This window comes from Pseudomonas solani, assembly GCF_026072635.1.
GTDB classification, from domain to species: Bacteria; Pseudomonadota; Gammaproteobacteria; order Pseudomonadales; family Pseudomonadaceae; genus Metapseudomonas; species Metapseudomonas solani.
Window position 1 is genome coordinate 1961392 of sequence record NZ_AP023081.1, and the last position, 26153, is coordinate 1987544.

General features: G+C 66.1%; 18 protein-coding genes. 1 reads left to right on the top strand and 17 read right to left on the bottom strand.

Annotated elements, in window-relative coordinates:
• Positions 1-10 precede the first annotated feature (10 nt).
• The 17 genes from PSm6_RS09010 to PSm6_RS09090 form a co-directional block, all read right to left on the bottom strand.
• Positions 11-1144 carry a T6SS immunity protein Tli4 family protein gene (locus tag PSm6_RS09010; protein ID WP_265170069.1) on the bottom strand — a complete coding sequence of 378 codons (1134 nt, stop codon included), beginning with the start codon at positions 1142-1144 and terminating at the stop codon, positions 11-13.
• Complete coding sequence (locus tag PSm6_RS09015) at positions 1141-2274, bottom strand: T6SS immunity protein Tli4 family protein (RefSeq protein WP_265170070.1); 1134 nt, start codon at positions 2272-2274, stop codon at positions 1141-1143. The genes PSm6_RS09010 and PSm6_RS09015 overlap by 4 nt, the downstream gene beginning before the upstream one ends.
• The gene (locus tag PSm6_RS09020) at positions 2271-5546 is read right to left on the bottom strand and encodes a phospholipase D-like domain-containing protein (protein ID WP_265170071.1); all 3276 of its coding nucleotides are present in this window, start codon (positions 5544-5546) and stop codon (positions 2271-2273) included. Before PSm6_RS09020 ends, PSm6_RS09015 begins: the two co-directional genes overlap by 4 nt.
• A gap of 5 nt (positions 5547-5551) precedes the next feature.
• Positions 5552-8311, bottom strand: coding sequence for a type VI secretion system Vgr family protein (locus PSm6_RS09025; protein ID WP_265170072.1), 2760 nt, complete (start codon positions 8309-8311; stop codon positions 5552-5554).
• 2 nt (positions 8312-8313) lie between these two features.
• Positions 8314-10980, bottom strand: a complete 2667-nt coding sequence (gene tssH, locus PSm6_RS09030) for a type VI secretion system ATPase TssH (protein ID WP_265170073.1) — start codon at positions 10978-10980, stop codon at positions 8314-8316.
• A 95-nt stretch (positions 10981-11075) separates the two neighbouring features.
• Entirely contained in the window at positions 11076-11567 is a 492-nt protein-coding gene (locus PSm6_RS09035; RefSeq protein WP_111264615.1) for an Hcp family type VI secretion system effector, read from the bottom strand.
• A gap of 13 nt (positions 11568-11580) precedes the next feature.
• The gene (locus tag PSm6_RS09040) at positions 11581-13302 is read right to left on the bottom strand and encodes an OmpA family protein (RefSeq protein ID WP_265170074.1); all 1722 of its coding nucleotides are present in this window, start codon (positions 13300-13302) and stop codon (positions 11581-11583) included.
• Positions 13303-13312: 10 nt separating this feature from the next.
• Entirely contained in the window at positions 13313-13990 is a 678-nt protein-coding gene (gene tssL, locus PSm6_RS09045; RefSeq protein WP_265170075.1) for a type VI secretion system protein TssL, short form, read from the bottom strand.
• Positions 13987-15342, bottom strand: a complete 1356-nt coding sequence (gene tssK / locus PSm6_RS09050; protein WP_236233144.1) for a type VI secretion system baseplate subunit TssK — start codon at positions 15340-15342, stop codon at positions 13987-13989. The genes tssL and tssK overlap by 4 nt, the downstream gene beginning before the upstream one ends.
• 24 nt (positions 15343-15366) lie before the next feature.
• Positions 15367-16902 carry a type VI secretion system contractile sheath large subunit gene (tssC, locus tag PSm6_RS09055; protein ID WP_111264619.1) on the bottom strand — a complete coding sequence of 512 codons (1536 nt, stop codon included), beginning with the start codon at positions 16900-16902 and terminating at the stop codon, positions 15367-15369.
• Between the two features lie 30 nt (positions 16903-16932).
• A complete protein-coding gene (gene tssB, locus PSm6_RS09060; protein WP_265170076.1) occupies positions 16933-17436 on the bottom strand; it encodes a type VI secretion system contractile sheath small subunit in 504 nt (167 codons plus the stop codon).
• Between the two features lie 491 nt (positions 17437-17927).
• On the bottom strand, positions 17928-18329 hold the full coding sequence (locus tag PSm6_RS09065; RefSeq protein WP_021217906.1) for an ExbD/TolR family protein: 402 nt from the start codon (positions 18327-18329) through the stop codon (positions 17928-17930).
• A 1-nt stretch (position 18330) separates the two neighbouring features.
• Complete coding sequence (locus PSm6_RS09070) at positions 18331-19047, bottom strand: MotA/TolQ/ExbB proton channel family protein (protein ID WP_021217907.1); 717 nt, start codon at positions 19045-19047, stop codon at positions 18331-18333.
• Between the two features lie 44 nt (positions 19048-19091).
• On the bottom strand, positions 19092-19901 hold the full coding sequence (locus PSm6_RS09075; protein WP_021217908.1) for an energy transducer TonB: 810 nt from the start codon (positions 19899-19901) through the stop codon (positions 19092-19094).
• 650 nt (positions 19902-20551) lie between these two features.
• Positions 20552-21457 carry a TauD/TfdA dioxygenase family protein gene (locus tag PSm6_RS09080; RefSeq protein WP_043245266.1) on the bottom strand — a complete coding sequence of 302 codons (906 nt, stop codon included), beginning with the start codon at positions 21455-21457 and terminating at the stop codon, positions 20552-20554.
• A 78-nt stretch (positions 21458-21535) separates the two neighbouring features.
• Complete coding sequence (locus PSm6_RS09085) at positions 21536-22441, bottom strand: TauD/TfdA dioxygenase family protein (protein ID WP_021217910.1); 906 nt, start codon at positions 22439-22441, stop codon at positions 21536-21538.
• 37 nt (positions 22442-22478) lie between these two features.
• Complete coding sequence (locus PSm6_RS09090) at positions 22479-24839, bottom strand: TonB-dependent receptor (RefSeq protein WP_265170077.1); 2361 nt, start codon at positions 24837-24839, stop codon at positions 22479-22481.
• Between the two features lie 367 nt (positions 24840-25206).
• Between PSm6_RS09090 and PSm6_RS09095 the strand changes: the two genes are divergently transcribed.
• Entirely contained in the window at positions 25207-26136 is a 930-nt protein-coding gene (locus PSm6_RS09095; protein ID WP_021217912.1) for a LysR family transcriptional regulator, read from the top strand.
• The last annotated feature ends 17 nt before the right edge of the window (positions 26137-26153 follow it).

Genomic DNA, 26153 nt, shown 5'->3' on the forward strand with positions numbered 1-26153 from the left:
GGCAGCTGGGTCATCGGGCAACAGCCTCGCGGTAGTGCAGCGAACGCGTCAGGGCCTTGATGCGCGGCAGTACCGTTTCCGGTGGCGGGGTGTGTTCGATAAGGTCGTCGATGCCCTTCTCGAAGGTCTGCACCTGGATGGCCAACATCGGTGTAGAAGTGCCCGGCCCGCCGATATGCGCATGACCGAACCAGGCACGCTCCTGCTCGCCGCCGCCCTCGGTGGGGGTGAGGTGCCAGCCGGTGAAGGTGGCCAGACGCTTGCCGAAGTAGACCTGCTCGACCAGGTTGACCCGCCGCCATGTGCTGCTGTCGAAGCCGGGCCAGTAGTCGGTGTCGTACAGCCCCATGGTCGGCTCGGTGGGGTCACCGGCCGAGGCGGTGAGCAGGCTGACGATCACATTGGGGGTGCGGGTGAAGCGCAGGGCGTTGCGCAACTCGTAGGCCGTCTTGCCGTCGTCGGCGATAAAACCATAGGGAAAGCAGATGCCCGACTCCTGGGGGACTTCGTACAGCGCGCGAGTTCGGAAGCGCCGGGCAAGATCCTGCATATAGGCGGCTGTGCCCGGGTAAGGCTTGAAGGCGAAGTAATAGACCCGCGAGTCACGCCACAGTAGCAAGTGAAAGGGAATCTCCTTGCTGCCCAGGGCGTAGGAATCTGGAATGCCCAGGTCGTGGTCGTGGATTTTGGTCAGGGGTATATCGGCTTCGATTTTACGAATTACCTCTTCGACACTTTTGATGTCATCTGCGGTGCTGTAGTTGCTGGCTTGCATTCGTTTCATACGGAATTCATTGATTTCGATTCTCCTTCTTAACTCTTGCTGATAGCGCAGCCCACGTCCGCGGATGTAGTTTGCGGCGCTGTCGAACTCTTCGCGGGTGGTGGAGGCAGTGACGTAGACGACGGCCTCGTGCTCCGTGCCATAGCTACCCCGCTCCCAACGGCCCGCGACCTTATCGGTAAAGCGGTGCCCGCCACCTTTGGCATTGGAGATTTGCGTCACACGCTTATTGCTGAACACCGCCCATTCGATGTTTTCCTGAACATCAAAGGCCACGCGGCCCAGGCACTCCTGGCGGGCTAAGTCGGCCTGGGCCAAGGGCGCAAGCAGCAGGGGCAGCAACAGAAGCAATCGGGTCATCGGGCAATGCCCTCGCGGTAGTGCAGCGAACGCGTCAGGGCCTTGATGCGCGGCAGTACCGTTTCCGGTGGCGGGGTGTGTTCGATAAGGTCGTCGATGCCCTTCTCGAAGGTCTGCACCTGGATGGCCAACATCGGTGTAGAAGTGCCCGGCCCGCCGATATGCGCATGACCGAACCAGGCGCGCTCCTGCTCGCCGCCGCCCTCGGTGGGGGTGAGGTGCCAGCCGGTGAAGGTGGCCAGACGCTTGCCGAAGTAGACCTGCTCGACCAGGTTGACCCGCCGCCATTTGCTGCTGTCGAAGCCGGGCCAGTAGTCGGTGTCGTACAGCCCCATGGTCGGCTCGGTGGGGTCACCGGCCGAGGCGGTGAGCAGGCTGACGATCACATTGGGTGTGCGGGTGAAGCGCAGGGCGTTGCGCAACTCGTAGGCCGTCTTGCCGTCGTCGGCGATAAAACCATAGGGAAAGCAGATGCCCGGTTCCTGGGGGACTTCGTACAGCGCACGAGTACGGAAACGCCGGGCCAGGTCCTGCATATAGGCCGCTGTACCTGGGTATGGCTTGAAGGCGAAGTAGTAGACCCGCGAGTCGCGCCACAGGAGCAAGTGAAAGGGAATATTCTTGCCGCCTAAGGCGTAAGAATCAGGAATTCCCAAATCGTGGTCGTAGATTTTGGTCAGGGGTATATCGGCTTCGATCTCACGGATTTCTTCTTCAACATTTTTAATGGACTGGCTGGTATCCCAAGGATCTTGTTTGAACCTTTCGATGCGACGCTGATGGATCTTTATGTCATTGAGAAGGGTGTTTTTGTATATCTCACCTCGTCCGCGAATATAGATAGCCGCGCTGTCGAACTCTTCACGGGTGGTCGGCGCCGTGACGTAGACAACAGCCTCGTGCTCCGAGCCATAACTACCTCGCTCCCAACGGCCCGCGACCTTGTCGGTAAAGCGGTGCCCGCCGCCCTTGGCATTGGAAATTTGCGTCACACGCTTGTTGCTGAACACCGCCCATTCGATGTCTTCCTGTACATCGAAGGCCACGCGGCCCAGGCACTCCTGGCGGGCTGAGTCGGCCTGGGCCAGGGGCGCAAGCAGCAGGGGCAGCAACAGAAGCAATCGGGTCATGTGGCGGCCTTGGGCGGTGTCGGGGTGGGATTGAGGCGCGGGGCGGGCCCGCTGCCGTTATGAGCGATGGCGCTGAAGTGCAGGCCGGAGTGGTTGCGCTCGCCCCGGGTCCAGTTCGTGGGCAGGGCGGTGATAAAGCCCTCGATACCTTTGGGTGGGGCGAATGTGCGCACGTCCTGCAGGGTGTCCGAGCGCCAAAAGGCTTGTTCATGGGGCAGCAATTGCAGTTGACTTCCGCCACGGTCCCGCCTCACTGCATCCCGATAAGCCCAGGTCGGCCAGACCGAGCAGGGGAAACCATTCTTGTGTTTCGGTGATAAGTCTGGGGTCAGTTGGGTCTGCACCGGGCTGGTGCTTTGGGGGATAAAGTCAAAGGCCAGCTCGTAGGCTTCAGTGTTGGCTTGAGCCACCTGCTGAATGGCCTCCCAGGTACTTTGCGCCGCTGGCTTGTCCAGCACGCTGGTCAGGATGCTGGCGGGTTGCACCGGGCCGAGGCGGCTTTGTGCCAGACCGAAGTGCTTCGTCCACAGGTCCACCCGCAGTTGGTGGATGGCCTGGCTCACCACTTGGGGCTTCTCTCCGTCCAGCGCCACGGTCCTGGGGTTGCTGTCGCGGACGATGACGGCCAGTTCGGAGTCGCGCCCGCCCAGCAGGCTGCGGTCGTTGATGTTGGCACTGCCGAGGATGGCGACGCGGTCGTCAGCGATCAGCAGCTTGCTGTGCACGTAGATCTGTTCGGTGACCACGCGGCCATCCAGCTCCGCCCAGGTACGCAGGTTGAGCAGGGTCAGGTAGCGCCGCCAGTCCTGCTGGGCGTAGAAGGGTTCGCCCGCTGAGTTTTGGCGCTCGATGGCATCGAGGGCTTCCTGCCGTTCGATCTTGCGCTCCAGCAGGGCCTTGAGGGCCATGCGCCTCTGGATGGTCCGCACCAGGCTGTGCTCGCCGAAGAGCAGGCTCTGCTGGGTGAGGTGGATCTGGTGGAGGATGTTGAGGGTGTCCAGCGTGCCTTCCGGGTGTACGGGTAACACCAGGTAGACGTGGAAGGGCCGCCCCTCGTCGATGGCACGGCCGATGCGCGCGGCCAAGGCCTCGCCAACGGGGTTGAGCAGGCTGGCCTGGGGCGGCCCCAGGCGGCGGCTGGCCCAACCCTGCCCGTTGTTGGCCAGCATGCGCTGGAGCCCTTCGATGAACACCTTGGCTTCCTTGCCTGGCTCACGGGCGATCCGGTCCAGCTCGACCCAGTCCAGTTGCCAGATGTCCTTCTGGGCCAGGGCCTTATCCAGGCGTACGCGTTCGACCAGATCCCGGCGCAGGCTGCGAGGCTCGCGCAGGGTGGCCATGGGGCCGGAAAACGCATCGACCTGGTCATCCCCCAGTTCGCCTTCCTCGCCGAAGGCACTCTGGAAAAACTGATTCTCGATGTAGAGAAACTGCTGTGCGCTGGAAATGGCCTGCAGCATGGCGCGCAAGCAGTTGTCCTGCACGCCCTGCTCAGCCAAGCCCGGTGGCAGCCCATGGCGGACGCCAGCCAGTTGGCGCCCCCTGGTCTCCTGCTCGGTGAGGCGGGCCGAGGCGCTGCGCAGCACCTGCACGCTGGCGCCACCGCGCATCGGCGCGGGCGCCTGGGGCACCAGGCCGGCGTTGATCCACCGGCACTTGGGTTTGGGCGGAATAATCTCGCAGAGCACGTTCGGCGGCAGTTGTGTTGCTACGCCGATGTATTCGGCCAGGTCGTTGAGCCAGGTCATCACCGCCGCCACGGCCTTGCAGGCCTTGTGCCCGATGACGCTGTTCTGCATGGCGGGGCTGTCGTTGAGGTAGGCCTGCTGGCTGTTCCAGCGGTCGATGAAGTTGCGGCTGAGGTCGAATACCGAGGGGCCTTCGATACGGCTGTGTACGTCCTGCCAGGGCATGCGCGGCTGGTCGGCTGCCAGGGTTGCGTAGTCGGGCGACGCCAGGGGTTGCGGCTTCGTATCGAGAAAGGCGTAGGGTTGCTTGAGTTCGCTTACGGCCCCCTGCAGCAGGCCGTGCAGCAGCCAGAAGGCGCCGATGGCCAGTTCGGATGCGGGCTTCATGAATCGTTCGGGCACATCGTTGATGCTCTTGCCGCCGATCAGGGCGAAGACCTGTCCCAGTTCGGTCTCGCTCATCCAGCGTTCGATCAGCAAGAGGCTGCGGTAATGGAGGCTTGCACCCAGGTTATGGGTGTTGATGCGCAAGGTATCGATCCACTCACGCAGTTCCGCTTTCAGTGCCGGGGCCATGACCTCGGTGTCCAGGTGGCTGGCGATCAGGTTGGCCACCGCACGGATCAGGTTGATTCTTACCCTCAGCTCAGCATCCGCGATGGAGCCTCCGAGTTCACCGAGCTTCTCGTCAAGGCTGTTGCTGGCACGACGCAGATAATCAAAGGGCGCCAGCATGGGGCTGGAGAAAAAGTCCGCCACCCGTGCTGTGCCGTTGAGCGTGGTGGCTCGGCTGGACAGGCTGAGCAAGGCCAGCGGGAGCGGCGGGCGTCTGAAGCGCCCAAGGTAGGGCTGGGCGCGCACGCTCACCGTGGGCCTGGACAGGTCGAACAGCGTGGCCATGATCAGCCCCCTGGAGCTGACATGCTTGTGCATGGGCATCCAGCCGAGCTTGGGAAGCCCGGGGTTGTAGGCATCGTTGCCGAGCCGGGCGCTGGCATCGAGGCTGAAGTCGTTGTCGTCACGACGGCCATAGGCCAGGTCGATACCGCCGACATAACCGATGCGATTGTCGATCACCACGGACTTCTGGTGATGGGAGAACGCTACGCCCAGCCCCTTCATGTCGCTTTGCTGCACCGCCGGTGTACAGAAGGCGCGCGGCGCGCCCGACAACCCGGCATTGAGATGAAGCATCGCCAGAAGGGTTTCGAAGTCGTACGTCCCCAGGCTGCCACTCGGGCTAAGCCAGGGCATGACATACACCTGCAGGCCAGGCGCTCGCACCAGGGCCTGGCGAAGGCATTGCCAGAGGCTGCGCGTGCCGTCGAGCACCACGTCGTAGTTGATCTGCCAACCGGTGATGAAAATGCACTGGGCGGCTCCGTCGATGGCTTCGGCCAAGTCCCGGTAGTAATCCTGGCCGGTGGTGAAAAAACGCACCTGATTGCCGGATCGCCTGGGCGCAAAGGCTGACTGGCTGATGAAGAAGTCAGGGGCTGAGTAGGCGACGTAAGCCCTGCCGTCCTGGGTGTTGATCTGGTTGAGCTCTTTCTCGCGAATGCCGTTGTAGGGTTGCCGTTCCATGGCACTCACTCCTTGCCTTGCAAAAAGCCGTAGAGGGAGCCTGTAGGCTGGCAGTCGAGCTGAGCACGTTGGCCTTCAAGCGGGTGGCGCGACTGGGCAGCCGGTTGCTGCGCCTGGTAGTCGAGGGCTGCCAAGGCGTGGGCTTCGCTATCCCAGTCGTCGTGTTCGGTATGCAGGCGTAGCCGCACACGCTGCCCCGGATAGCTGAGCCAAAGGTCGGAGGACCTGTAGAGTTCGATAAGCTGACTCTGCTGTTCGTCGTCCAGCAGGACCTTGCCTTGGGCGTCGCTTTCTCCCTGCATCAGCGGCTCGGCAGCGTTGCCTCGGTGGATGGCCCAGGGCGTGCTGGCAAGCGCCCAACCTTCCTCGCCGGGGACGTCCTGCAACAGGATGTTGAAGGACCGCGAGTGCGTAGGGGATGTGGGCGGGGCCATCCGCTGGGGTGGCAAGGGCATCGCCAACGGCCTGCTGGCCGCCCCCTGGTAATCGAAATGCGCCGCCTTGATCAGGTGGTCCCCCTGGGTGCCGGCTTCGATGGAACAGGCATCGACGCTGATGTAGCTGCCCCCGGCGTTGAGGACGATCCTCTTCTTGGCGGTGATGCGGATTTCATCCTCGGTGCTGGTGATCTCCAGCCCCTGGCGGGCCAGCAGTTCCAGGCGGTCGTTCTGCGCCTGGATCTGCACCGCGCCCTGGTTGGCGATGAGCTTCAGGCCGAGCTTGCGCACGAACAGGCTGACGCCCTCACCCACGCCGATGAACAGCCGCCGCATCACGCTCAAGGCGGCGTCCCTGCCCGCATTGGCGATGAGGTTCCGTTCTGCGGCCAGTTGCAGGTGGTGACCACTGCTGAGCGCGATGCCCTTGGGGGCACTGAGCAGCAGGACGGCGGACTTGATCTGCTCCAGGTCCTGCCGGATCAGGTCGAGTTGCGCCTGTACGTCAGCCGGATCGGCTTTGGCGCTTTGTGCGTCGCCCGAGAGCGCCCCCATCTGCTCGCCCGCCTCGTGCAGCCGGGCCATGGCCTCCCCCATGGCAAGCACCTGCCCCTGGGCACGCGGCTGCTCATCGGCACTGATGAACATGCCCTTGCCGGAACGCAGCGCGCCCCTGCCATCGGTGCGCAGCTCGAAGCCTTCGCCGCGTTTCTGCCGTTGCCCATCCACCAGATGGCCGAGGTTGAGCTGGCTCTTGCCGCTGTGCTCGGTGCTGAGCTTGATGTGTTCCTGGCCACGGGTGTCGTCCAGGCGCAGCTTGTTGTTGGACGGGGTGCGCAGGACGTTGCGCTTGTAGTTCTTCAGGGTGACGAGGTCGGGGTGCCGGCTGTCGTGCAGGGCGAAGGCGATGAAGCCCCGGTCCGGGTCGCCGCGCTCGAAGGCGATGCCGACCTCGGTGCCCTGGATCAGCGGCAGGTGCAGGCCGTGGGTATCCCCGGCATAGGCGCGTGCCAGGCGCAGCCACATGCTTTCCTGGCCGGCGGGCCAGGTGTCCTGGTCGAAGAGGAAGTTGACCTTGTAGCGGCCCTCCAGGTCGATGTGGCTGTAGAGGTCGTCGGCCTGCGCGCTGGTGACGCGGGCCGGGATGGTGCCGGCGATCACGGGCCGCGGCAGCAGCGGCGGGCGAAAGCACACGCTTTCGCTGTAGGGGATGGCCTCGAAGCGGGCTTCGAAGCTGCGATCGCGGGCGGCGACGGTGACCAGGCGGGTGATGACGGCGCCAGGGGTGAAGGCCTCGGGCGCGCCGCCCTCGATCTTCAGCACCTGCCCAGGTGCCAGGGTGGCGCTGCTGGTGCGGCCGTCGAGGCGGGTCTGGTCGTTGAGGTAGCGTTCGTGGGCGAGGCGGGCATAGAAGTAGCCGCTTTCGCTCTGCAGGTCTTCGTCCTGGGCGTGAGGGTCGTCCAGCTCGATGTAGGGCTCGCCGTAGTGATAGGCCTCGCCGTAGGTGGTCGGGTCGCCCCGGGTCTGGTCGAGGTCGCCGTCGAGGTAGGCCGTCGCGTCACGCGGGGTGTAGGCGCGGATGCGCAGGTTCCTTTCCACCACGCCGTGGCTCGTCTGCAGGTCCCAGACGGCGTCCTGGCCGCTGCTGACGGTGCCGGACGGCGGGCGGTAGGGCAGCTGGACGCCGAACCGGTAGTTGCGCTGGTCATCATGGAATTCGACGACATCGATGCCCAGGCGCTCGTCGGCGGTGAAGCGGTACCAGATGCCCACCTCGGCCAGCAGGCGCTGGATGAAGGCCAGGTCGCTCTCGTCGTATTGCATGACCTGCTCGCGCTTGGGGTAGTCGCGCCTGAGGTCGAAGAAGAAGTCCTGCCCGGCCCAGCGGTGGCGGTCGCTGCGCAGGATCTGCTCGACGATCTCGGGCACCGAGAGGTGCTGGTAGATGCGGTACTGCCGGCCCCGCCCGAGCAGGGTCAGGCGCGGCTGCAGGGTGATTTCGTAGCGGGCCTCGTCGTTGGAGCCGGAGATCCGCCGGAAGCCCGTGACCACGCCATGCAGGGTGCGCAGCGGCTGGGCCGGCGGCACGCCCAGGCCGGCGAAGGGCACCGGTGCGGGGGGCGCGAAGAGGCTGAAGCTGGCGGGCTGCCCGACGATGCGCCTGGAGGGGAGGTCGCGCTGGGACGAGGTGAACTCGACCTGGTAGGTGAAGGGCTGGCTGAGCGTCTCGTCCCCGACGAAGGCGAGGACGTCGAGCCCGACGTCGAGTTCGCCCACCTGCAGGCGGTGGCGGCTGTGATCGAAGAAATGGCGGAGTTCGGCAAGCATGCTCAAGCCTCCTCGATGACCGGATGCATGTAGTCCTGCCGGTCGATGAACTGCAGGGTGACGCCTTCATCCTCGTCATGGCCGAGGATGACGCTGCGGGCGTGTTGCCGGGTGGCCTGGCGCCGGAGGAGCTGCTGGCTGAGCACCGGCAGGATCTGCTGGTTGAGCAGGCTGTCGATGTTGCGGGCACCGGTATCCGGCAGCAGGCAGGCGGCGACGAGGGCCTCGCTCAGGGCGTCGTCGACCTGGCAGCCCAGGCCGTAGTGGCGTTGCAGGCGGCGTGAAACCTGTTCGAGCTTGAGATCGACGATGCGTCTGAGTGCATCTGCCGGCAGCGGGCGATAGATCAGCGTCTGGAAGCGGGCCAGCAGCGCGGGCTGGAAGTGATCGCGCAGCACCGGGCGCAGCAGTTCCTGGAGCACGCCGTCGGTGGCATGCGGCTGCACCTGCAGGCACGCCTGCAACAGGTCGCTCCCCAGGTTGGACGTCATCAGGATGACGGTGTTGCGGAAGTCGATTTCCCGCCCCTCACCGTCCCGCATGAAGCCACGGTCGAAGACCTGGTAGAACAGGTTGAGCACGTCCGGGTGGGCTTTCTCCACTTCATCGAGCAGCACCACGCTGTAGGGCCGTTGGCGCACCGCTTCGGTCAGCACGCCACCCTGGCCGTAGCCGACATAGCCCGGCGGAGAGCCCTTGAGCTGGCTGACGGTGTGGGCCTCCTGGTACTCGGAGAGGTTGAGCGTGATCAGCGATTTCTCGCCGCCATACAGGCTGTCGGCCAGTGCCAGTGCAGTCTCGGTCTTGCCGACGCCGCTGGTGCCCACGAGCAGGAACACGCCCTGGGGCGCCTGGTCACCGGTCAGGCCTGTCCGTGCGGCTCGCAACCGCTGGGCCAGCGCGCCGAGGGCATGATCCTGGCCGATGACCCGGCGACCGAGTTGATGCTCCAGTTCCAGCAGGCTGGCCTGCTCATCCTTGAGCAGGCTGCCCAGTGGGACGCCGGTCCAGTCGGCGACCACCTCGGCGACGTTGCGCGCAGTGACATCCAGGGACAGCAGCGGCTGGTCACCCTGCGCCTGCTCAAGACGCCGCTGCAGCTCGGCGCAGCGTTCCGCCTGCCGTGGCTCCTCCTGGCGAGCCGCCAGGAGCTGCTGGCTCAGGTCGAGTTCGTGACGGTATTGCCGCTCCAGCTCCGCATGGCGTCGTGCCAATCCGGCGTGCTGTTCGGCGAGCTCGTCCAGCCGCCGGGCGGGTGCCTTTGCGCCCAGCAGGCCGTCCGCCTCCAGGGCTTGCCGCTCCAGCTTCAGGGCGACCTGCCGGGCCTTGATGCCGAGCAGTGCCTGGGGCTCGCAATCGAGGCTCATGCGCACGCGGGCACTGGCGGTATCCAGCAGGTCGACGGCCTTGTCGGGCAGCTGGCGCCCGGTCATGTAGCGCCGTGACAGGCTGACGGCTGCGCGTACCGCGGCATCCTCGATATGCACACCGTGATGGCTGGCGTAGCGGGCCTTGAGGCCCCGCAACATGAGGCAGGCACCGGTGTCGTCCGGCTCGTCGACCTTGACCATCTGGAAGCGCCGCTCCAGCGCCGCGTCTCGCTCGAAGTACTGCTTGTATTCGCTCCAGGTGGTGGCGGCGATGGTGCGCAGCTCGCCCCGGGCCAGGGCGGGCTTGAGCAGGTTGGCGGCATCCGCGCCGCCGGCCTGGTTGCCGGCACCGATCAGGGTATGGGCCTCGTCGATGAACAGCAGGATGGGCGGCTCCGCTTGCTGGACCGCGTCGATGATCTGCTTCAGGCGCTGCTCGAACTCCCCCCTGACTCCGGCACCGGCCTGCAACAGCCCCAGGTCGAGGGTCCGCACGCTCACGGGTTTCAGGCTGTCGGGTACTTCGCCCTCGGCGATACGCAGGGCCAGGCCCTCGACCAGGGCGGTCTTGCCGACCCCCGGATCGCCCACGAGGATGGGGTTGTTCTTGCGTCGCCGACTGAGGATGTCGACGACCTGGCGGATCTCGTCATCACGGCCGAACACGGGATCGATACGCCCCTCACGGGCCTGCGCCGTCAGGTCCTGGGTGAACCGGTCGAGCAAGGCCAGGGACGGGTCGGCTGCGGAGCCCGCAGGCGGGCTGGAAGGCAGGGCGACCTGACCGGGCTCGGCTTCGTCGAGGCGGGCTTCACGCTGTACATCCGGGCGCTCTTCCGAATGTCGGTCCAGCAAGGGCAACAGGCGTTGCAACTGGGCTTCGCTGAGGCTGAGCAGCGGCCAGGTGGTCTCGCAACGCAACAGGCTGGGCGTTTCCAGCAGGGCGCCGAGCAGGTGCAGGGAACGCAGCCGGTCGTTGTCGTCGTCCAGGGAGGCCCGCAGCCAGGCGTTCTTGATCAACTGCTGCAGCTCGGCACTGAGCTGGGGTCGCTCGCGCACGCTGCGGGGCAGGCTGTCCAGATAGGCGAGCAGCCCCTGCCAGAGCGCATCGAGTTCCCAGCCATAGCGCCGCGCGAGCAGGGTGAGGTCGCCCTCCCCCTGCTCCAGCAGCTTGAGCAGCCAGTGCTCGGGGGTGACCTGGGCGTGGGCGCGGCTCTGACAGAGCGAGGCGGCGGCACTCAAGGCCCGGGCGCAATAGGGGTTGAGGCGACGAAGCAGGCTGGCGGAGTTCTGGGCCATGGCGATGCGTCCTTGTACGAAGTGCGTGGCGCTTGTGCGTCGGAATGGTTCGCGAAGGGTCGGCGGAGCGGTGTGCCCCGCCGACCATCCCGAGGTCAGGCGCTCTGACGTTCGTTCCAGGAGTCGGCATGGATGATGTTGCCGTCCTTGTAGGTCCAGGTGATCTTCTCGTAGCGCAACTCGACCTGCTCCAGGTGGTTGTGCTTCTCCTTGGACGGGTCCTTCACGTCGTGCATCTTCGGCGCGACCTTCACGACCTTGACGTTCTCCAGCTTGGTGATGAAGTACTCGACTTCCTGGCCGGCATCGTCGATGCGGTACCACTTGAATTCGGCGCTCTTGAGGGTCTGGCCGGTGGTCACCGCCTTGTACAGGTAGGGGCTGGAGGCATCGATCTCCTTGGTGAAGAGGAACGGGGTGTGGACCCGGGTGCCGGTCAGCTTGCCGGTGTTGTTGTCGGTGGGGATGTAGAGGCTGTGATCCTGCGCGATGACCTCGATGCTGCCTTCGCGCTTCTGCACGTCCACCGACCCCTTGATGTCGGCTCCGCCATCGTCCTGCAGCCAGAGATAAACGGGAATTGCCATGTGAAGCTCCTTCTCAGAGGTTGACAGCCGCGGAGTGCGGCTGGTCCTTGCCACCCCGTGCGGCGGTGGGCGACACGCAGGCCCCCACCTCCGGCACCAGGCGGATATCGACGCGCCGGTTGGCGGCGCGCCCGATTTCGGTGTCATTGCTGGCGATCGGCTGACCGGCACCGAAGCCCTGTACGGCAAAACAGCTGTCGGGGATGTCCCCCATCCGCTGCATCCAGTCACGCACCGCCCCGGCACGATCACGGGACAGCTGGAGGTTCCGGTCGGCATCACCACTGGCATCGGTATGCCCGGCAATGACGATCAGCCAGCCGGGCCTGGCCTTGACGTCGACCAGCGCGTTGATCAGGAGCCTGGTCGACTCGGGCTTGAGCGTGGCGCTGCCCACGGCGAACAGCGACAGGCTGTCCAGCCGCACCGGCTCGGGCATCCGCGGCACCTCCGTGGGTGCATCGTGGGGCCTCCGGTAACCGGTGATGACGGCCAGCAATTCGTCCCTCAGGCGCTCCCCCTGGTACAGGCCCAACCCCAGCCAGAGCGGCTCACCCTGGCGGTAGTAGCCATCCAGGCGCGCTGCATCGGAGCGCAAGACCGCCATGGCTGCTTCACGCAGTTCGAACTCGGGCTGGTCACGGTGCTGGGCGTGGGGGATGGCCAGGTAACGATGCAGGTCCTCGCTGACCTGGCGCACCAGTTCGCGGTTGTGCCAGGCGGAGCCGACCAGGGCCGAGACCACTGCCAGGGCGGATAGCCAGAGCGATGCCAGCCAGGCACGGCGCAGCGGCGTGGGACTCACACGCGTCGGCAGGAGCGGGAGCAGCGCGTCCGGAAGGGGCAGGAGTGACGAGGTCTCGTGCGCAGGCTCGGTCGCCTCTTCCAGCGTCGTCCGGTCACGCACCCATTGCTGCCAGAGATTCCCGGCGACGCGGCCAGGCAGGGTCGGCACCAGCATGACGCCGCAGGCCACGGCCGTGGCTGCCGAGTCATTGCCGCCCCGGCCGACGGGGGAAGCCTGCACATGCTGGCGCAACCAACCGGCTACCGCGCCCAGCAGGACGCCGGTGCGCAGGCGCGATGCCGAAAGCACCGGGTCACCCCCGAGCCTCTGCCATTCAGCGAAGGCGATGCAGGCGCCCGCCTCCAGCACATCGGGTTGCGACCCATTGGCCGCCCAGCAGAACCAGGGCGTCTGGCCCCGGTCGCCTTGCAGGTAGCTGACCTGGAGCAGCGGCAGCACCGCTTGCCGGCGGGCCTGGACCAATTGATGGCGGAACGCCCGGAGCTTGCCCTCCAGCTCGACTGCATCGCGATGCTCGCCTGGATCGATGACCAGGAGCACACCGAGCTGCCCGCCCCAGTGGGGCCGCTGAGCCAGGATGGTGCGGACCATCAGTGGCAGGTGTTCCAGGTTATCCACAGGCAGGTAGCAGCCCTGTGTCGTCATCCTCCAGCGGGGCCCCGCGGCATCGGGCTCATCGAACAGCCCCCTCTGCCCATCGCCACAAACCAGCACCACCGGCTGCTGGAAGCCCGCAGCGGGCAACCGCAGTCCGACGTCGAGCGTCAGGCCCCGCTGGCCTGCCCAGCGCCAGGCCAGCAGGAGAGCCCCCAGGACGAGCGTCGCGCCCATGAGTCGCACGCCGCCCGCCATCGGAAAGACGCACAGCAGCGCCAGGGCCAGCAGAGCCGCCCACGCACAGAGCCCGCGCATCAGCATCCTGCTCATCGCGCGCCCTTCACACCGCACCGGGCAGCAACGAGGCGACGAGACGACCGAGGTACTGGTCGAGCCCCCACCAGGTCCCGGCGACCAGCACGGCCATCGCGAGCACCTGCATCGCCGGGCCGCGCAGCCAGCGCTTCATCGCATCGCCGCGCTCGACGCCCGTGCCGAGGCTCAGGTCGCCGCCTATGGCCAAGGGCGGGACCCGCTCCTCCAACGCGCTCACCAGGCCATCGCGCTCCGGATCATGCAGCTCGTAGCGCCCTTTGAATCCCAGCAGCAGGACGCGGTGGTACGCCGTCAGGACCTGGGGGTCGGGCGAGGGCTCGCGCAGGACCTCGTGCATGTCCTCGTAGAGGAAATGACCCGCCTGGTGACGGTTGAAGAACTTCACCTGCAACGGCTCACCGGCCCAGTCGGCGTGATCATCGTCCCGGGCGAACGCGAGCACGGTTTCATCCAGCAACGCGCATTGGGCGTAGCTGATGCAGTCGATGCTCCGCTGGCTCATCCCCCGCGCCTCGAGTTCGTGGCGTAGCGCTTCGACCTGCTGGATGCAGCGCCTCCACAAGTCACGCCCATGGTGGGCCGAGCGCCCCTCGCGCAGGGTCACTACCAGCAGGTAGCTGTCCTGCAGCAGTGCGTCGATGGAGGCCGAGGCGTTAACGCGTACCTCGCTGTGCAGGCTCATGAGCGCAGTACCGCGAACAGTTCGAGCCGGGCGTCGATCAGCGTGGCGGGAACATAGAAGGCGCACACACCGGCGGCGAGCATGGCCCGCCCCTTGGGATGCCCGAGATCCAGCGCGAAATACTGGTTCTCCAGGCGCAACGGGATGGCAGCGGGGACATGGTTGAGCGGTTGCAGCGGGATGCCGTCCAGCGCCGCGTTGACCAGGTGATCGACGTCATCCGGGGTCCCCACCTTGCACAGGTGGGGAAACTGACTCTGCAGCTGCGCGGCGGAGAGTCGCGAGCGGACGGAAAGGTAGAAGTCGGCGCCGTCCGGCTCGCGCAGCCTGGGGTCGTGGAGCGAAACCTTCCAGCGGTTCGCCCCGCTCTCCTCCAGCTCCAGGGCGATGACGCGCGACGGCAGACTGGCTTCGAGCAGCGTCGAGATCATGCTCATCAGCGGCGGCAGGACCCGCTCCAGCTGCTCGTGCCGGTAGACCGGCACCTGGTCGATGTCGTGCTCCAGCGAAAAGGTCGACAGGCTGCCGGCGAGCTTCGCCAGCTCCAGGTAGACCTGCTCGGGATGACGCGCAGGATGAGCCCTGAGGTCGGCGAGGATCGGCTGGTAGGTGTTGAGCGCATTGAGCAGCCAGAACAGCGAGACGTCCGCCACCGCGAAATCGGCCATGCGCTGGTTGCTTTCACGGCGCATGGCCATCAGGCGCTGGCGCTTGGCGGACAGCTGGATGAACAGGTTGTCCAGCTGCACCAGCAGGCCCGCATGGGCATCGAGGCTCAGCAATGGCGGTACGTAGCCGGCATCCACGGCCCAGGTTCCCTGGGTATCGCGCAGCAGGCGCACCACCGGGCAGGTCAGGTAGTCGCCGTTGTCGTCGCTGGCCAGGCGCAGGCTGAGCTGGTGCTCCATGACGCTGATGGACTGGCGCTCATCGCCATAGAGGTCCTGCACCGCCTGCCAGTTCTGGCGGTAGCGGGTGGGCCGGTCTTCACGCTGGCCATCGAGCACACAGTTGTTGCCATTGCCCTGTTCCAGCGGCAATGCCAGCAGCAGGGTGGCGCTGCGGATGTCGTCGGCCAGGACGCGGGACAGCTCAAGCGCCGGCGGCAGGTGATCGGCGCGGTCGGTATCGATCAGCGTGCCGTCCGGCATGCGCACGTGAAGCCGCGATGCCTTGAGCCGGCCCATCCTCAGGGCATCGGCATCGAAGTCGGCTGCCAGTACGCCCCAGGGATGAACGAGGGCGAGCCGGGCGATGCGCTCGTTGGTCCAGGCTTCCCAGCGGGCCTGTTGCTGGAACTGCTGCGGGGACAGAAGCGTCCCCGCAGCCCAGAGGGGGCGGTCGATGTTCATGGCGTCGTTTCCCTGGCCAATGCGTCAGGCCTTGGCCTTGGGCATCTGCGAGACCAGCGACAGGTTGATGTCCATGCCCTCCACCTGGAAGTGCGGCACCGCGTACAACTTGACGCGGAAGAAGCCGGGGTTGTCGTCGATGTCCTCGACCAGCACCTTCGCCTCGCGCAGCGGATGCGATGCCTGCAGGTCGTCGCTGGGGTCGGTCATCTCGGTGACGAGTCCGCCGATCCACTTGTTGAGCTCCAGTTCCAGCAGGCGCCGGTCCTTGGTGGTGCCGATGTTTTCCCGCTGGATCAGCTTCAGGTAATGGGCGATGCGCGACAGCAGGAAGATGTACGGCAGGCGCGCGTTGATGCGGCTGTTGGCGGTGGCATCGGCGGTGTCGTACAGCGCCGGCTTCTGTGCCGAGTTGGCGGAGAAGAAGCAGGCGTAGTCGCGGTTCTTGTAGTACGACAGGGGGATGAACCCGAGGTTGGCGAACTCGAATTCCCGGGTCTCGGGAATCATCACCTCCGACGGGATCTTCACCTGGTTGCCGGTGCCCAGGTCGTAGAGGTGGATCGGCAGGTCGGTCACCGCGCCACCCGATTGCGGGCCGCGAATCTGCACGCACCAGCCGTTGTTGATGAAGCTCTTCACCATGTTCGCGGCGAAGGCGAACGATGCGTTGGTCCACAGGTACCGGTCGTGGTCGGGCCCCTTCACCTTCTCCACGTAGTTGAAGTTGCGCACGGGGATGGTGTCCGGGCCGTAGGGCAGGCGACCGAGGACACGCGGCAGGGTGAGGCCGATGTAGCGGGAATCGTCGCTGTCGCGGAAGGATTTCCACTTGATGTACTCGGCCCGATCGAAGTAGTTGCCGATGTCCTTGATGGCGGCGACTTCCTCCATCGACTCCTTGCCGAAGAAGGCCGGGCCGACGGCGCCGATGAAGGGCATGTGCGCCGCCGCAGCGACCTTGGACAGGTTGCGCAGCAGGGCGATGTCCTGGGGGCTGGCATCGAACTCGTAGTTGGAGATGGCGGCCGCGATCGGCTCGCCGCCGGGGGTGTCGTATTCCTGGGTGTAGGTGTGGACGTAGAGGCCGCTCTGGGCGATTTCCGGTGCATCCTCGAAGTCCTGCACCAGGTGGTCCTTGCTGATGTCGAGCAGTTCGATACGGACGTTCTGGCGGAAGTCCGTCTGATCGATCAGCGACTTCACGCCGCGCCAGGTGGATTCCACGCGTTGGAAATCCTCGTGGTGCATGACCGCGTCGAGCTGGCGACTGATCTGCGCGTCGAGGGAAGCGATGTGTTCATCGAGCAGCGTCTTGTCCAGGCGCTCGACCTTCTGCGCCGACTGCTGGAGCAGGTCGAGGAAGACGCTGACCGCCGCCGTGACGCGCTCGTCCGCCGACGCTTCGGACAGCGCCTCGTTGTTCTGGAATGCATCCAGGCCGCTCAACTCGCTGATCGGGCTGAGGTTGATCTTGCTGAACAGCGCCGCATAGACGCCCTGGCTTTCATCGAATGAAGTGGCGCCACGAGGGGCTGCGGAGGTGTGTTCTACGGACATGGGAAACCTTCCTGTGGAAATCCGGATGCGTTAAGAGGCGTCTTGGGGGGCGAGCGCAGCGAGCTCGGCGCGCAACTCGTCGCTGAGGGCGTCATCCTTGAGGATGCGTTCCAGTTCCTGGCGGAAAGTCGCGTTGTCCAGAAGGTTCGACTTGAGGTCGCGCAGCAGATTGCGCATGGCCAGGAGGGCGCGTAGCTGGGGGATCTGGCGAGCCACCTGCTCGGGCTCGAAATCCTTCATACGCTGGAAGGCCAGCTCGACCGAGGTTTCCGAATCGTCATCGGCCAGGGTGTTCTCCACGGCCAGCTTCATGCGGGGGGCGAACTCGGCGAGCACGCTGTCGAAGTTGTTGCGGTTGATGTTGACCTTGCTCCGCTCCGACAGCGGGCGCGCTTCACGACCGTTGCTGTAGTCGCCCATCAGCATCAGCTTCAGCGGAAGCTCGACCTTCTTCTGCGCACCGCCGGTGTGCAGGTCGAGCTTGATGTTGACCCGTGCCTTGGGTACTTCGTTTTGGAAACTGTTCGATGCCATGACTACTCCAGATGTCTCCCCGGGGGGAGGTCAGATGAAAGCTGTCGAGCAGGAATTCGTGACCACGGCCAGGTGGTCGTGCGGTCCGTCGGTGCGATCGAAGGGGCTGAATTCCATTTCGTACTCGTTGCTTGCATGGGCCGCAACGGCATGAGCGGCTGCTTCGGATGCACGTTGCTACGGAGGCGAACGCCACACTGGCGGGCCGGCGGCTATCTAGGCCGATAACCACAAAGCGGCGAAAGAGGAAAAGTCCGAGAGGAGCCGTGAACGGTCTGAAGCCGGCGGAGAGTGCTGTAGGAACCCAACTGTTAACGATTGGGCAGATGACGAACGCCGAGGCTCTCCGCCCCTGCGCGCGCACAAAAAACCCGGAGCTGCCGCATGCAGTCCGGGTCAGCCCTGGCGGGCGTTGCAGGCCTTCCTGTCTCAGAAAGCCGCAGGATAAAAAAGCCACCTCCCCCCTGCCTGAAGGGAGGCGGCCAAAGCTGTCAGCGGGCGGTGATCACCGCCAGCTTGGTGATCCCGGCGCGTTCGATGGAGGCCATGGCCTTGGCCACCGCGCCGTAGTCGACCTTGTCGTCCGCCTGCAGCTGCACGCGCAGCTCCGGGTCCTTGGCCTTGGCGGCCTCCAGGTTGGCCTGCAGCAGGTCGGGCTGGATCTCGTCCTTGTTGATGAACAGCTTGCCTTCACCGTCGATGCTCACCACCAGCGGGTCCTTCTGGTCCGGCGGGGCGACCGCTTCGGTCTTCGGCAGGTTGATCGGGATGGCGTTGGTGAGCAGGGGCGCGGTGACGATGAACACCACCAGCAGCACCAGCATCACGTCCACCAGCGGGGTGACGTTGATCTCGGAAAGAACCTCGTCGCTGTCCTGTGTGGAGAAGGCCATGTCAGGACGCCTCCTTCACTTTCTGCGCGGCGCCGTGCTTGCCGGCGCTCGGGGAGACGATGACCTTGAAGGCGCTCTTCTGGGCCAGGCTGTAGAAGTCGTGGGCGAAGTCGTCGAGGTCCGCAGCGGTGAGCTTGAGGCTGCGCAGGAAGTAGTTGTAGACCAGCACCGCAGGCACCGCGACGGCGATGCCGACGCCGGTGGCGACCAGGGCCGCGCCGATGGGGCCGGCCACGGTTTCCAGGCTGGCGGAGCCGGCCAGGCTGATACCCTTGAGCGCTTCCATGATCCCCCACACGGTGCCGAACAGGCCGATGAAGGGCGAGGTGGAGCCGATGGAGGCGACCACCGCCAGGCCGGATTCCAGGGAGCGGCGCTCACGCTGGATCTGCTGGCGCAGGGCACGTTCGAGGCGGTCCTGGTGGTTGATCGCCTGGCTCAGGTCGCCCGGCTGGCTGCCGTCGATCACCTGGATCGCGGCGAAGCCGGCCTGGGCCACGTGGGCAGCGGCGCCGTTGTTGCCCTGGACCAGGTCAGCGGCGCTGTCGAGGCTGGTGGCGCTCCAGAACAGCTTCTGGAACTTGCGGTCCTGGTGCTTGAGGCGGGCGAACTGGATGGCCTTGACCAGGGCCAGGCCCCAGGTGATGACCGAGAAGCCGATCAGCAGCCAGATGACCACGTGTTCGACCGATGCGAAGGGGTTGGTAAGCAAGTCCATGGGGCAATCCTCTGTGTTGCGCTAACGCGTGAATTCGGTCTGTTTCAGTTCAATTTGAAGTCGATCGGGACGCTGACCCAGCCATCCAGCGCCTGGTCGCCGCGCTTGGAGGGCACGAAGGTCCAACGCTTGACGGCCTTGACCGCCGCTTCGTCCAGCAGGTCGCGCCCACTGGTTTTCTGGATCTGGATCTCGCTGGGCAAGCCGCTGGCCAGTACATGCACCCGCAGCAGCACCGTGCCTTCCCAACCGCGCCGCTGGGCGAAGGAGGGGTATTCCGGCGCCGGGTTGCGCAGGTAGCCGGCGTTGGCCGACGGCGGCGTGACCGGTGCCGGCGCGGGCGGAGCCGGGGGCGCGGGCGGGGCTTCGGCCTTGGGTGGTGCGGGCGGCGGCGGCTCGACCGGTTTCGGCGCGGGCTTGGGCACCGGCTTCGGTGGTTGCGGCTTGGGCTTGGGCACCGGTTTGGGCGGCGGCGGCTTGACGGCCAGCTCCTCCACCACCGGTGGTGGCGGCTCGATCACGGGCGGCGGCGGCTCCGGCGGTGGCGGCTCCACCACGGGCGGTGCCGGGGTGGTGAATTCGATGGTCATGGGCGGAATCTGCGGCGGCACTTCCGGCAGCGGCGGCGTGGACTTCTGGCTCGCCCAGTAGAGAACGCCGGTGTGCAGCACCAGGGCGAACACGCCGAGCAGCACCGCTTCGCGGCGCCCCAGTACACGCGAGCCCGGTCGCTGGAAGCGCCCGAGCCCCAGGGCATGCCGCAACGGCACACCGAGGTCGAGCACCTCACCGGGGCTGCGTACTTCACGCCACAGCACGTTGCCTGCGCTGTCGGCTTTGAGGACATTGCCCATCGGCAAGACTCCTGGATAAAAAAGTCCGGCCTGTGCACCGGACATTGAACGGGTTGCAGCCTCCGGGGCTGCATGAGGGCCGTCCCAGAGCGGTCGGCCACGGAGAGATGATTGGTTTTTGGGCTTATCTCTTAAAGTAATTTTTAACGATTCATTAATTACTTTAAGGAATATAAATTTATAACTGATTGATAAATAAGGATTTATAAATCGTGATGCTTGGAAGGCATTGAAAATATGCCTGCAAGGCATTGAAAGCGGCGGGATGGAGGGGTGTGTTGGCGCCGAGCGCAGCGAGGCCCGACACGGCGGCGTCGATTTTTTCGCGAGTAAACATCCACGTTCTTAGAACCTGGCTTTGCTTTTGGCTCCCTGGAAGGGGGCGCAATCAGACCTCGGAACATGCAGCCGCCATTCACTCCGGACGTAGGGTGTGCTGCGCGCACCTCAGACTCGCCGGCAGCACCGCGCGGAGGTGCGCACGGCACACCCTACGGCACGCGTTCATCCTGCCGGGTTCTCAATTCAAATCGCCACAGGCAGAGCCGATGACTCATGACCACGCCCTAAGGACGTGGTTTCCCACGTTCAAATGAAGGCGCACCCACGGGGACTGGCGAGCCCCGATGGCGGGCCATCGGGGCGGGGGATCAGAAGGGGCGGCTGCCGCTGAGGCTGATGCGCTTCATGCGGCGCTTTTCGGTGGCGGGGAAGCCGTTGCGGGCGTGGAGGACGGCCTGGTTGTCCCACCAGACGATGTCACCCGGCTGCCAGGCGTGGGCGTAGTGGAAGCGCGGGTTCTCCAGGTGCTCGCGCAGCCGGCCGATCAGCGCCTTGCCGTATTCCGGGTCGGCGCCGGGGATTTCCACCTCGGTGTGCACGCCGAGGAACAGCAGGCGCTTGCCGCTTTCCGGGTGGGTGCGCACCAACGGGTGCTCGGTGCCCTGGATGGCGGGGATGTCCGGGGTGCGGTAGGTGACGAAGCCGCCGTTGTAGCCGCCGCTCTTGAGGCGGATGAAGGGGTTGTAGTTGATCAGCCGCAGCGGGTCGATCTCGCGGCGGGTGGCCTCATCCAGCGCGCTGTAGGCCAGGGCCAGGTTGGTGAAGCGGGTCTCACCGCCCCTGGAGGGCACTTCCAGCGCGTAGAGGAAGGAGCCGGAGGACGGCGTCGGCGTCCAGTGGTGGTCGACGTGGGCGGGAATGGCGGTGTTGCCCAGCTCGCCATCCTCAGTGTTGGCCACCTTGACGATCTCCGGCGCCTTGCCGTCGGCACCGGAGGACAGCACCGGGATGTCCGCCGGCGGCTGGAACACCGCGCCGAAGTGGGTGGCGAAGGCCAGGTACTGGGCGTCGTCCAGGTGCTGGTCGCGGAACACCAGGATGTGATGCTCACGCTGGGCCTGCTTGAGGGCCAGCACCTGCTCGGGGGTGATGCGGGTGGCGTCGAAGCCGCTGACCACCGCACCCAGGGGCGCGGCCAGCGGGGTGACGGTGAAGGGCTGCTCGGGGTGGATCGATGGGGCGGGCTCGTCGTGGCGCTGGGCGGCCAGTGTCATGGTGGCTCTCCTGATTCGGTGTATTCGGTCAACGGGGCGCGGCGGGTGGCCGCGCCCCGGGCATTCGGAAGTTGGCCTTCAGCCCTTCCTCGTGGTGCGGCTGAGCTGGCCGTCGATGCCCACCGGCACTTCGCCGGCCAGGGTCACGCGGCGCACGATGCGCGGCTGGGTGTCGTAGTCGTCCACGGCGTAGTGCTGGGTGGAGCGGTTGTCCCAGATGGCCACGTCGCCCTGCTGCCAGCGCCAGCGCACGGTGTTTTCCAGACGCGTCACGTGGCTCTGCAGCACGGCGAAGATGTGCGCCGAATCGGCCTGGGAGAGGCCCTTGATGCGTTTGACGAAGTGCCCCAGCAGCAGGCTGCGCTCGCCGCTGATGGGGTGCACGCGCACCACCGGGTGCTCGGTCTCGTAGACGGTGGAGGCGAACACCTTGCGGTATTCCTCGAGCTTCTCCACGGACACGCTGGGGCGCACGCCGGCGTAGTCGTATTCGTTGCTGTGCACGGCCCAGAGCGTGTCGGCCAGCGCGCGCAGCGGCTCGGGCAGGTCGGCGTAGGCGCTGGCGGTGTTGGCCCAGACGGTGTCGCCGCCGGCGGCCGGGGCCACCACGCTGCGCAGGATCGAGGCCTTGGGGTAGGCGTCGACGAAGGTCACGTCGGTGTGCCAGGAGTTGGCCCGCTGGCCTTCGGCGCCGTCGAGCTGAAGCAGGTAGCGGGTGCCTTCGCGCACCGGCACGGTGGGGTGGGCGATGGGGTCGCCGAGAAGCTTGGCGAAGGCTTCCTGGCCCTGGTCGTCGAGGTGGGCCTGGCCGCGGAAGAACACGACCTTGTGCTGGACCAGGGCGGCCTGGATGGCCTCGACCGTGGCGGCGTCCAGGTCGCCGGAGAGGGTCACGCCGCGGATCTCGGCGCCGATGCGCCCGGCGATGGGGTGGATGTCCAGCTGGAGCTCGGTCTGCTGGGTGGCCAGTGCTGCGTTGCTCATGGTGCGGTCCTCGCGTTGGGGTGGGTGCTGCTGGGGGTCAGAAGTCGTAGCGCAGGGAGACGCCGGCGGTGCGCGGAGCGCCCACCGAGGCCGTGTAGGCGCCGTTCAAGTAGGCGAAGGCGCTGAGGTAGTAGTCGGTGTCGGTGGCGTTGCGCACCCAGATGGAGACGTCCACCTGGCCGTCGCCCAGGTCACGGCGTACGCCGGCCGAGAGGTTGACCAGGCCGTAGCCGTCGATCTTCGAGAGGTCGGAGTTGTCCAGGGTGCCTTCGGCTTCGGAGCGGTACGAATAGCTGGCGGTGAGGTAGGGCTCGATGCGGTTCTCCAGCTGCCATTTGTATTCGCCGCTGAGGTTGGCGATCCATTTCGAGGCGCCGACCACGCGCTCGCCGGTGAGGTCGCAGGTGGCCGGGGCGCCGGGGGCGGTGCTCACCTCGCCGGGGCACGGGGCGTCCTTGAAGCTGAGGTAGGTGACGTCGTTGTAGGAGCCGTTGAAGTTCAGGGTGAGGCCGCGCACGGGCAGTGCGGTGGCTTCGAACTCCAGGCCGCGCGAGCGCACGCTGCCGGCGTTGGCCAGCACCTGCACGACGTTGGTGGAGCCCGGCGCCTGGTACAGGGTGGTGGCCTGGTAGCCATGGATGCCGGTCCAGAACAGGTTGGCGTTGAGCAGCAGGCGACGGTCGAGCAGCGTGCTCTTGAAGCCCAGTTCGGCGTCGTTGGCGCGCTCCGGCCCGACCAGCAGCGAGTCGGCGCCGGCCACCGGTGCCGAGCCCACCGCCAGGTTCACCCCGCCGGATTTCTCGCCATGGGCCAGGGAGGCGTAGCCCAGCAGATCGTCATCGAACTTGTAGGCCAGGCTCAGCAGGAAGGACGGTGCGGCGTTGTGCAGGCTGAGGTCGCCCGAGTCATAGGCCCCCAGTTGCGCCGCGCGGATGGCGGCGGCCTGGCCGGTGACGGCGGCGCCGCCCACGGGGGCGAAGCGCTTGATGTTGGCGTCCTTCTCCTCGTAGGTGCCGCGCAGGCCGGCGGTGAAGTCGAGGCGGTCGGTGAGGTGCCAGGTGCCCTGGGCGAACAGCGCGTAGCTGTCGGTCTCGATCTTGCCGTTGGCCTTGGTGCTGACGTTGTTGAGGGCGTCCAGGTTGGCGCCGAGCAGGAACAGGTCGGCCTGGGAGCCATAGTCGGTGAAGGTCTTGTTGCCCAGGTTCTGGTTGAACACGTAGGCGCCGAGCACGTAGTCGAAGGCGCCGCCGGTGGGCGAGGCGAGGCGGATCTCCTGGGAGAACTGGCGGTCGTGCACCTCCACCCCGGTGTCGAGCAGCGCCGGCACGTTGAGGCTCTCGTCGTTGGCCGGGGTGAAGTGCCAGTAGCGGTAGGCGCTGATGGAGGTGAGCGTGTAGCCGCCGGCGAGGTTCCAGTTGGCCTCCACCGAGCTGCCGCCCTGGTGCACGCTGACGCTCTGGCGGCCGTCGATGTTGACCTTCTTGTCGTCCGGGTCGCGCAGCGGGGACGCGCCCGCCAGGGCCGCGCGCTGCCAGTAACGCGCCGGCGCGCCGTAGACGACCATGGTGCCGGTGCTGGAATCCTCCTCGTTGTAGTCGTTGATCCAGCGCAGGCTGAAGTCCTCGTTGGGCTCGAAGAGGAACTGCCCGCGCACGCCCTGGCGCTCGCCACCGTTGAGGTCGTTGCCGTCGTGGATGTTCTTGATGAAGCCGTCGTCGCGGGTGCGGTAGGCCGACAGGCGCGCGGCGAGGGTTTCGGTGAGGGCGCCGTTGACCGTGCCCTTGGCCTGGAAGTAACCGTCCTGGCCACCGGAGACCTCCACCGTGCGCTCGGGGCTGAAGGTGGGTGCGCGGGTGCTGATGTTGAGCACGCCGGCGGTGGTGTTCTTGCCGAACAGGGTGCCCTGGGGGCCACGCAGCAGTTCCAGCTGCTCGATGTCCAGCAGGTCGAACACCGCCATGCCCGGGCGGCCGAGGTAGACGTTGTCCAGGTAGACCCCGGCGCTGCCTTCGAGGCCATCGCTGGCCGGGTTGTTGCCGATGCCGCGCACCGCGACGCTGGACTGGCGCGCGTGGATGAAGGCGACGTTGACGCTGGGCAGCACCTGCTGCAGGTCCTGCACCTTGTACACGCGCTGGGTTTCCAGGGTGGCGCCGCTGAGGGTGGTGATGGGCGTGGGCACGTCCTGCACGTCTTCCTCGCGGCGGCGGGCGGTGACGGTGACCTTCTGCAGGGCGACATCCTTGTCCACTTGCTGCTCGGTGTTGCCCTCGGCGGCCCAGGCGCTCCCCGCGCCCAGGGCCAGCAGCAGGGTCAGTGCATAGTCCACGGTGGCCAGGCGCTGCAGCGCCAGGGGCCGGACGAGGGACGAGGGGAAAGCGGTACGGCGGTGGCTCATGGGGCAATCCTTGTTCGGGGCCCGGCTTTTTCCGGGCGGAGCGGGCCCGCATCGCACGCAGGGCGACGGTCGGGGCGGCGTGGGTTCGGGGGAGCGTCAGGTGGCGCGCAGGGCCACCGGGCTCAGGGTTCGGCTGTCAGCGACAGCGGCGCATGAGCGGCGCGAGAAGCCGGGTCATGGCGGAGACGGGAAGTCGGGCTGGCGTGGTCATCGGGTATCCCCCTTCGGGCTGGGCCATATACTTATTCCTTTTTAATCTTATTTATACAAACAAGCTTCGTTGACGGAATAAGAGCCTGCATTTAAAACCAGCACCCATACGCGGGCAAATGCCTTCGACCTATATTTTCGATGCCGGTAAAGCATGATGGATCTGCGCCAACTCCGTTACTTCATCGCCCTGGTGGAACACCGCAGTTTCGTTCGTGCGGCCGATGCCATGGGCATCACCCAGCCGGCGTTCAGCCGCAGCATCCAGGGCCTGGAGCAGGCCTTCGGCTGCCAGCTGGTGGACCGGGGCAACAAGGACCTGCGTCCCACGCCGGAAGGCCAGGTGGTGCTGCAGCACGCCTTGCGCCTGGTGCAGGGCGCGAGCAACCTGACCCGTGAAATCAACCAGATGACCAAGCTCGATGCCGGCGAGCTGCACTTCGGCTGCGGGCCGGCACCGGCGGCCAAGCTGGTGCCCGACGCCCTGGCCGCCTTCATCAGCCGCCACCCGCGCATCACCACCCGCTTCGAGGTGAACAACTGGGAAGCCCTGGGCCGCCTGCTGGCCCGGGACGAGATCGAGTTCTTCATCGCCGACATCCGCCAGTTCGAGATCGACCCGAACTTCCAGACCCGCGAACTGACCCCGCGCAACGGCCGCTTCTTCTGCCGCCGGGGGCACCCGCTGCTGGCCAAGGAAAGCCTCTCCACCAACGACATGTTCGACTACCCGCTGGCCGCCACCCGGCTGCCGGCGGGCATCCGCAAGCTGCTGGCGGGCTTCAGCGGCAAGGCGGATTTCGACCTCAACCTGGAGTGCGAGCACGTGCCGGCGCTGGTGCAGGTGGTGCGCCAGACCGACGCCGTGGGCGTGGGCATGCTGGAGACCCTGGCACCGCTGCTGGACAGCGGTGAGCTGGCGCTGCTGAGCTTCCGCAACCTGCCGGAGAACCTGGAAAGCCTCTCCGCCCGCTGCGGCATCGTCACCCGCACCGGCTACCGCCTCTCCCCCGCCGCGCGGGCACTGATCGAGCTCATCGTCGAGCTGGACGGAATCGAAGCGGAAGAAGCGCGGCGCAGCGCCTGAGCCTGCCCGCCGGACCT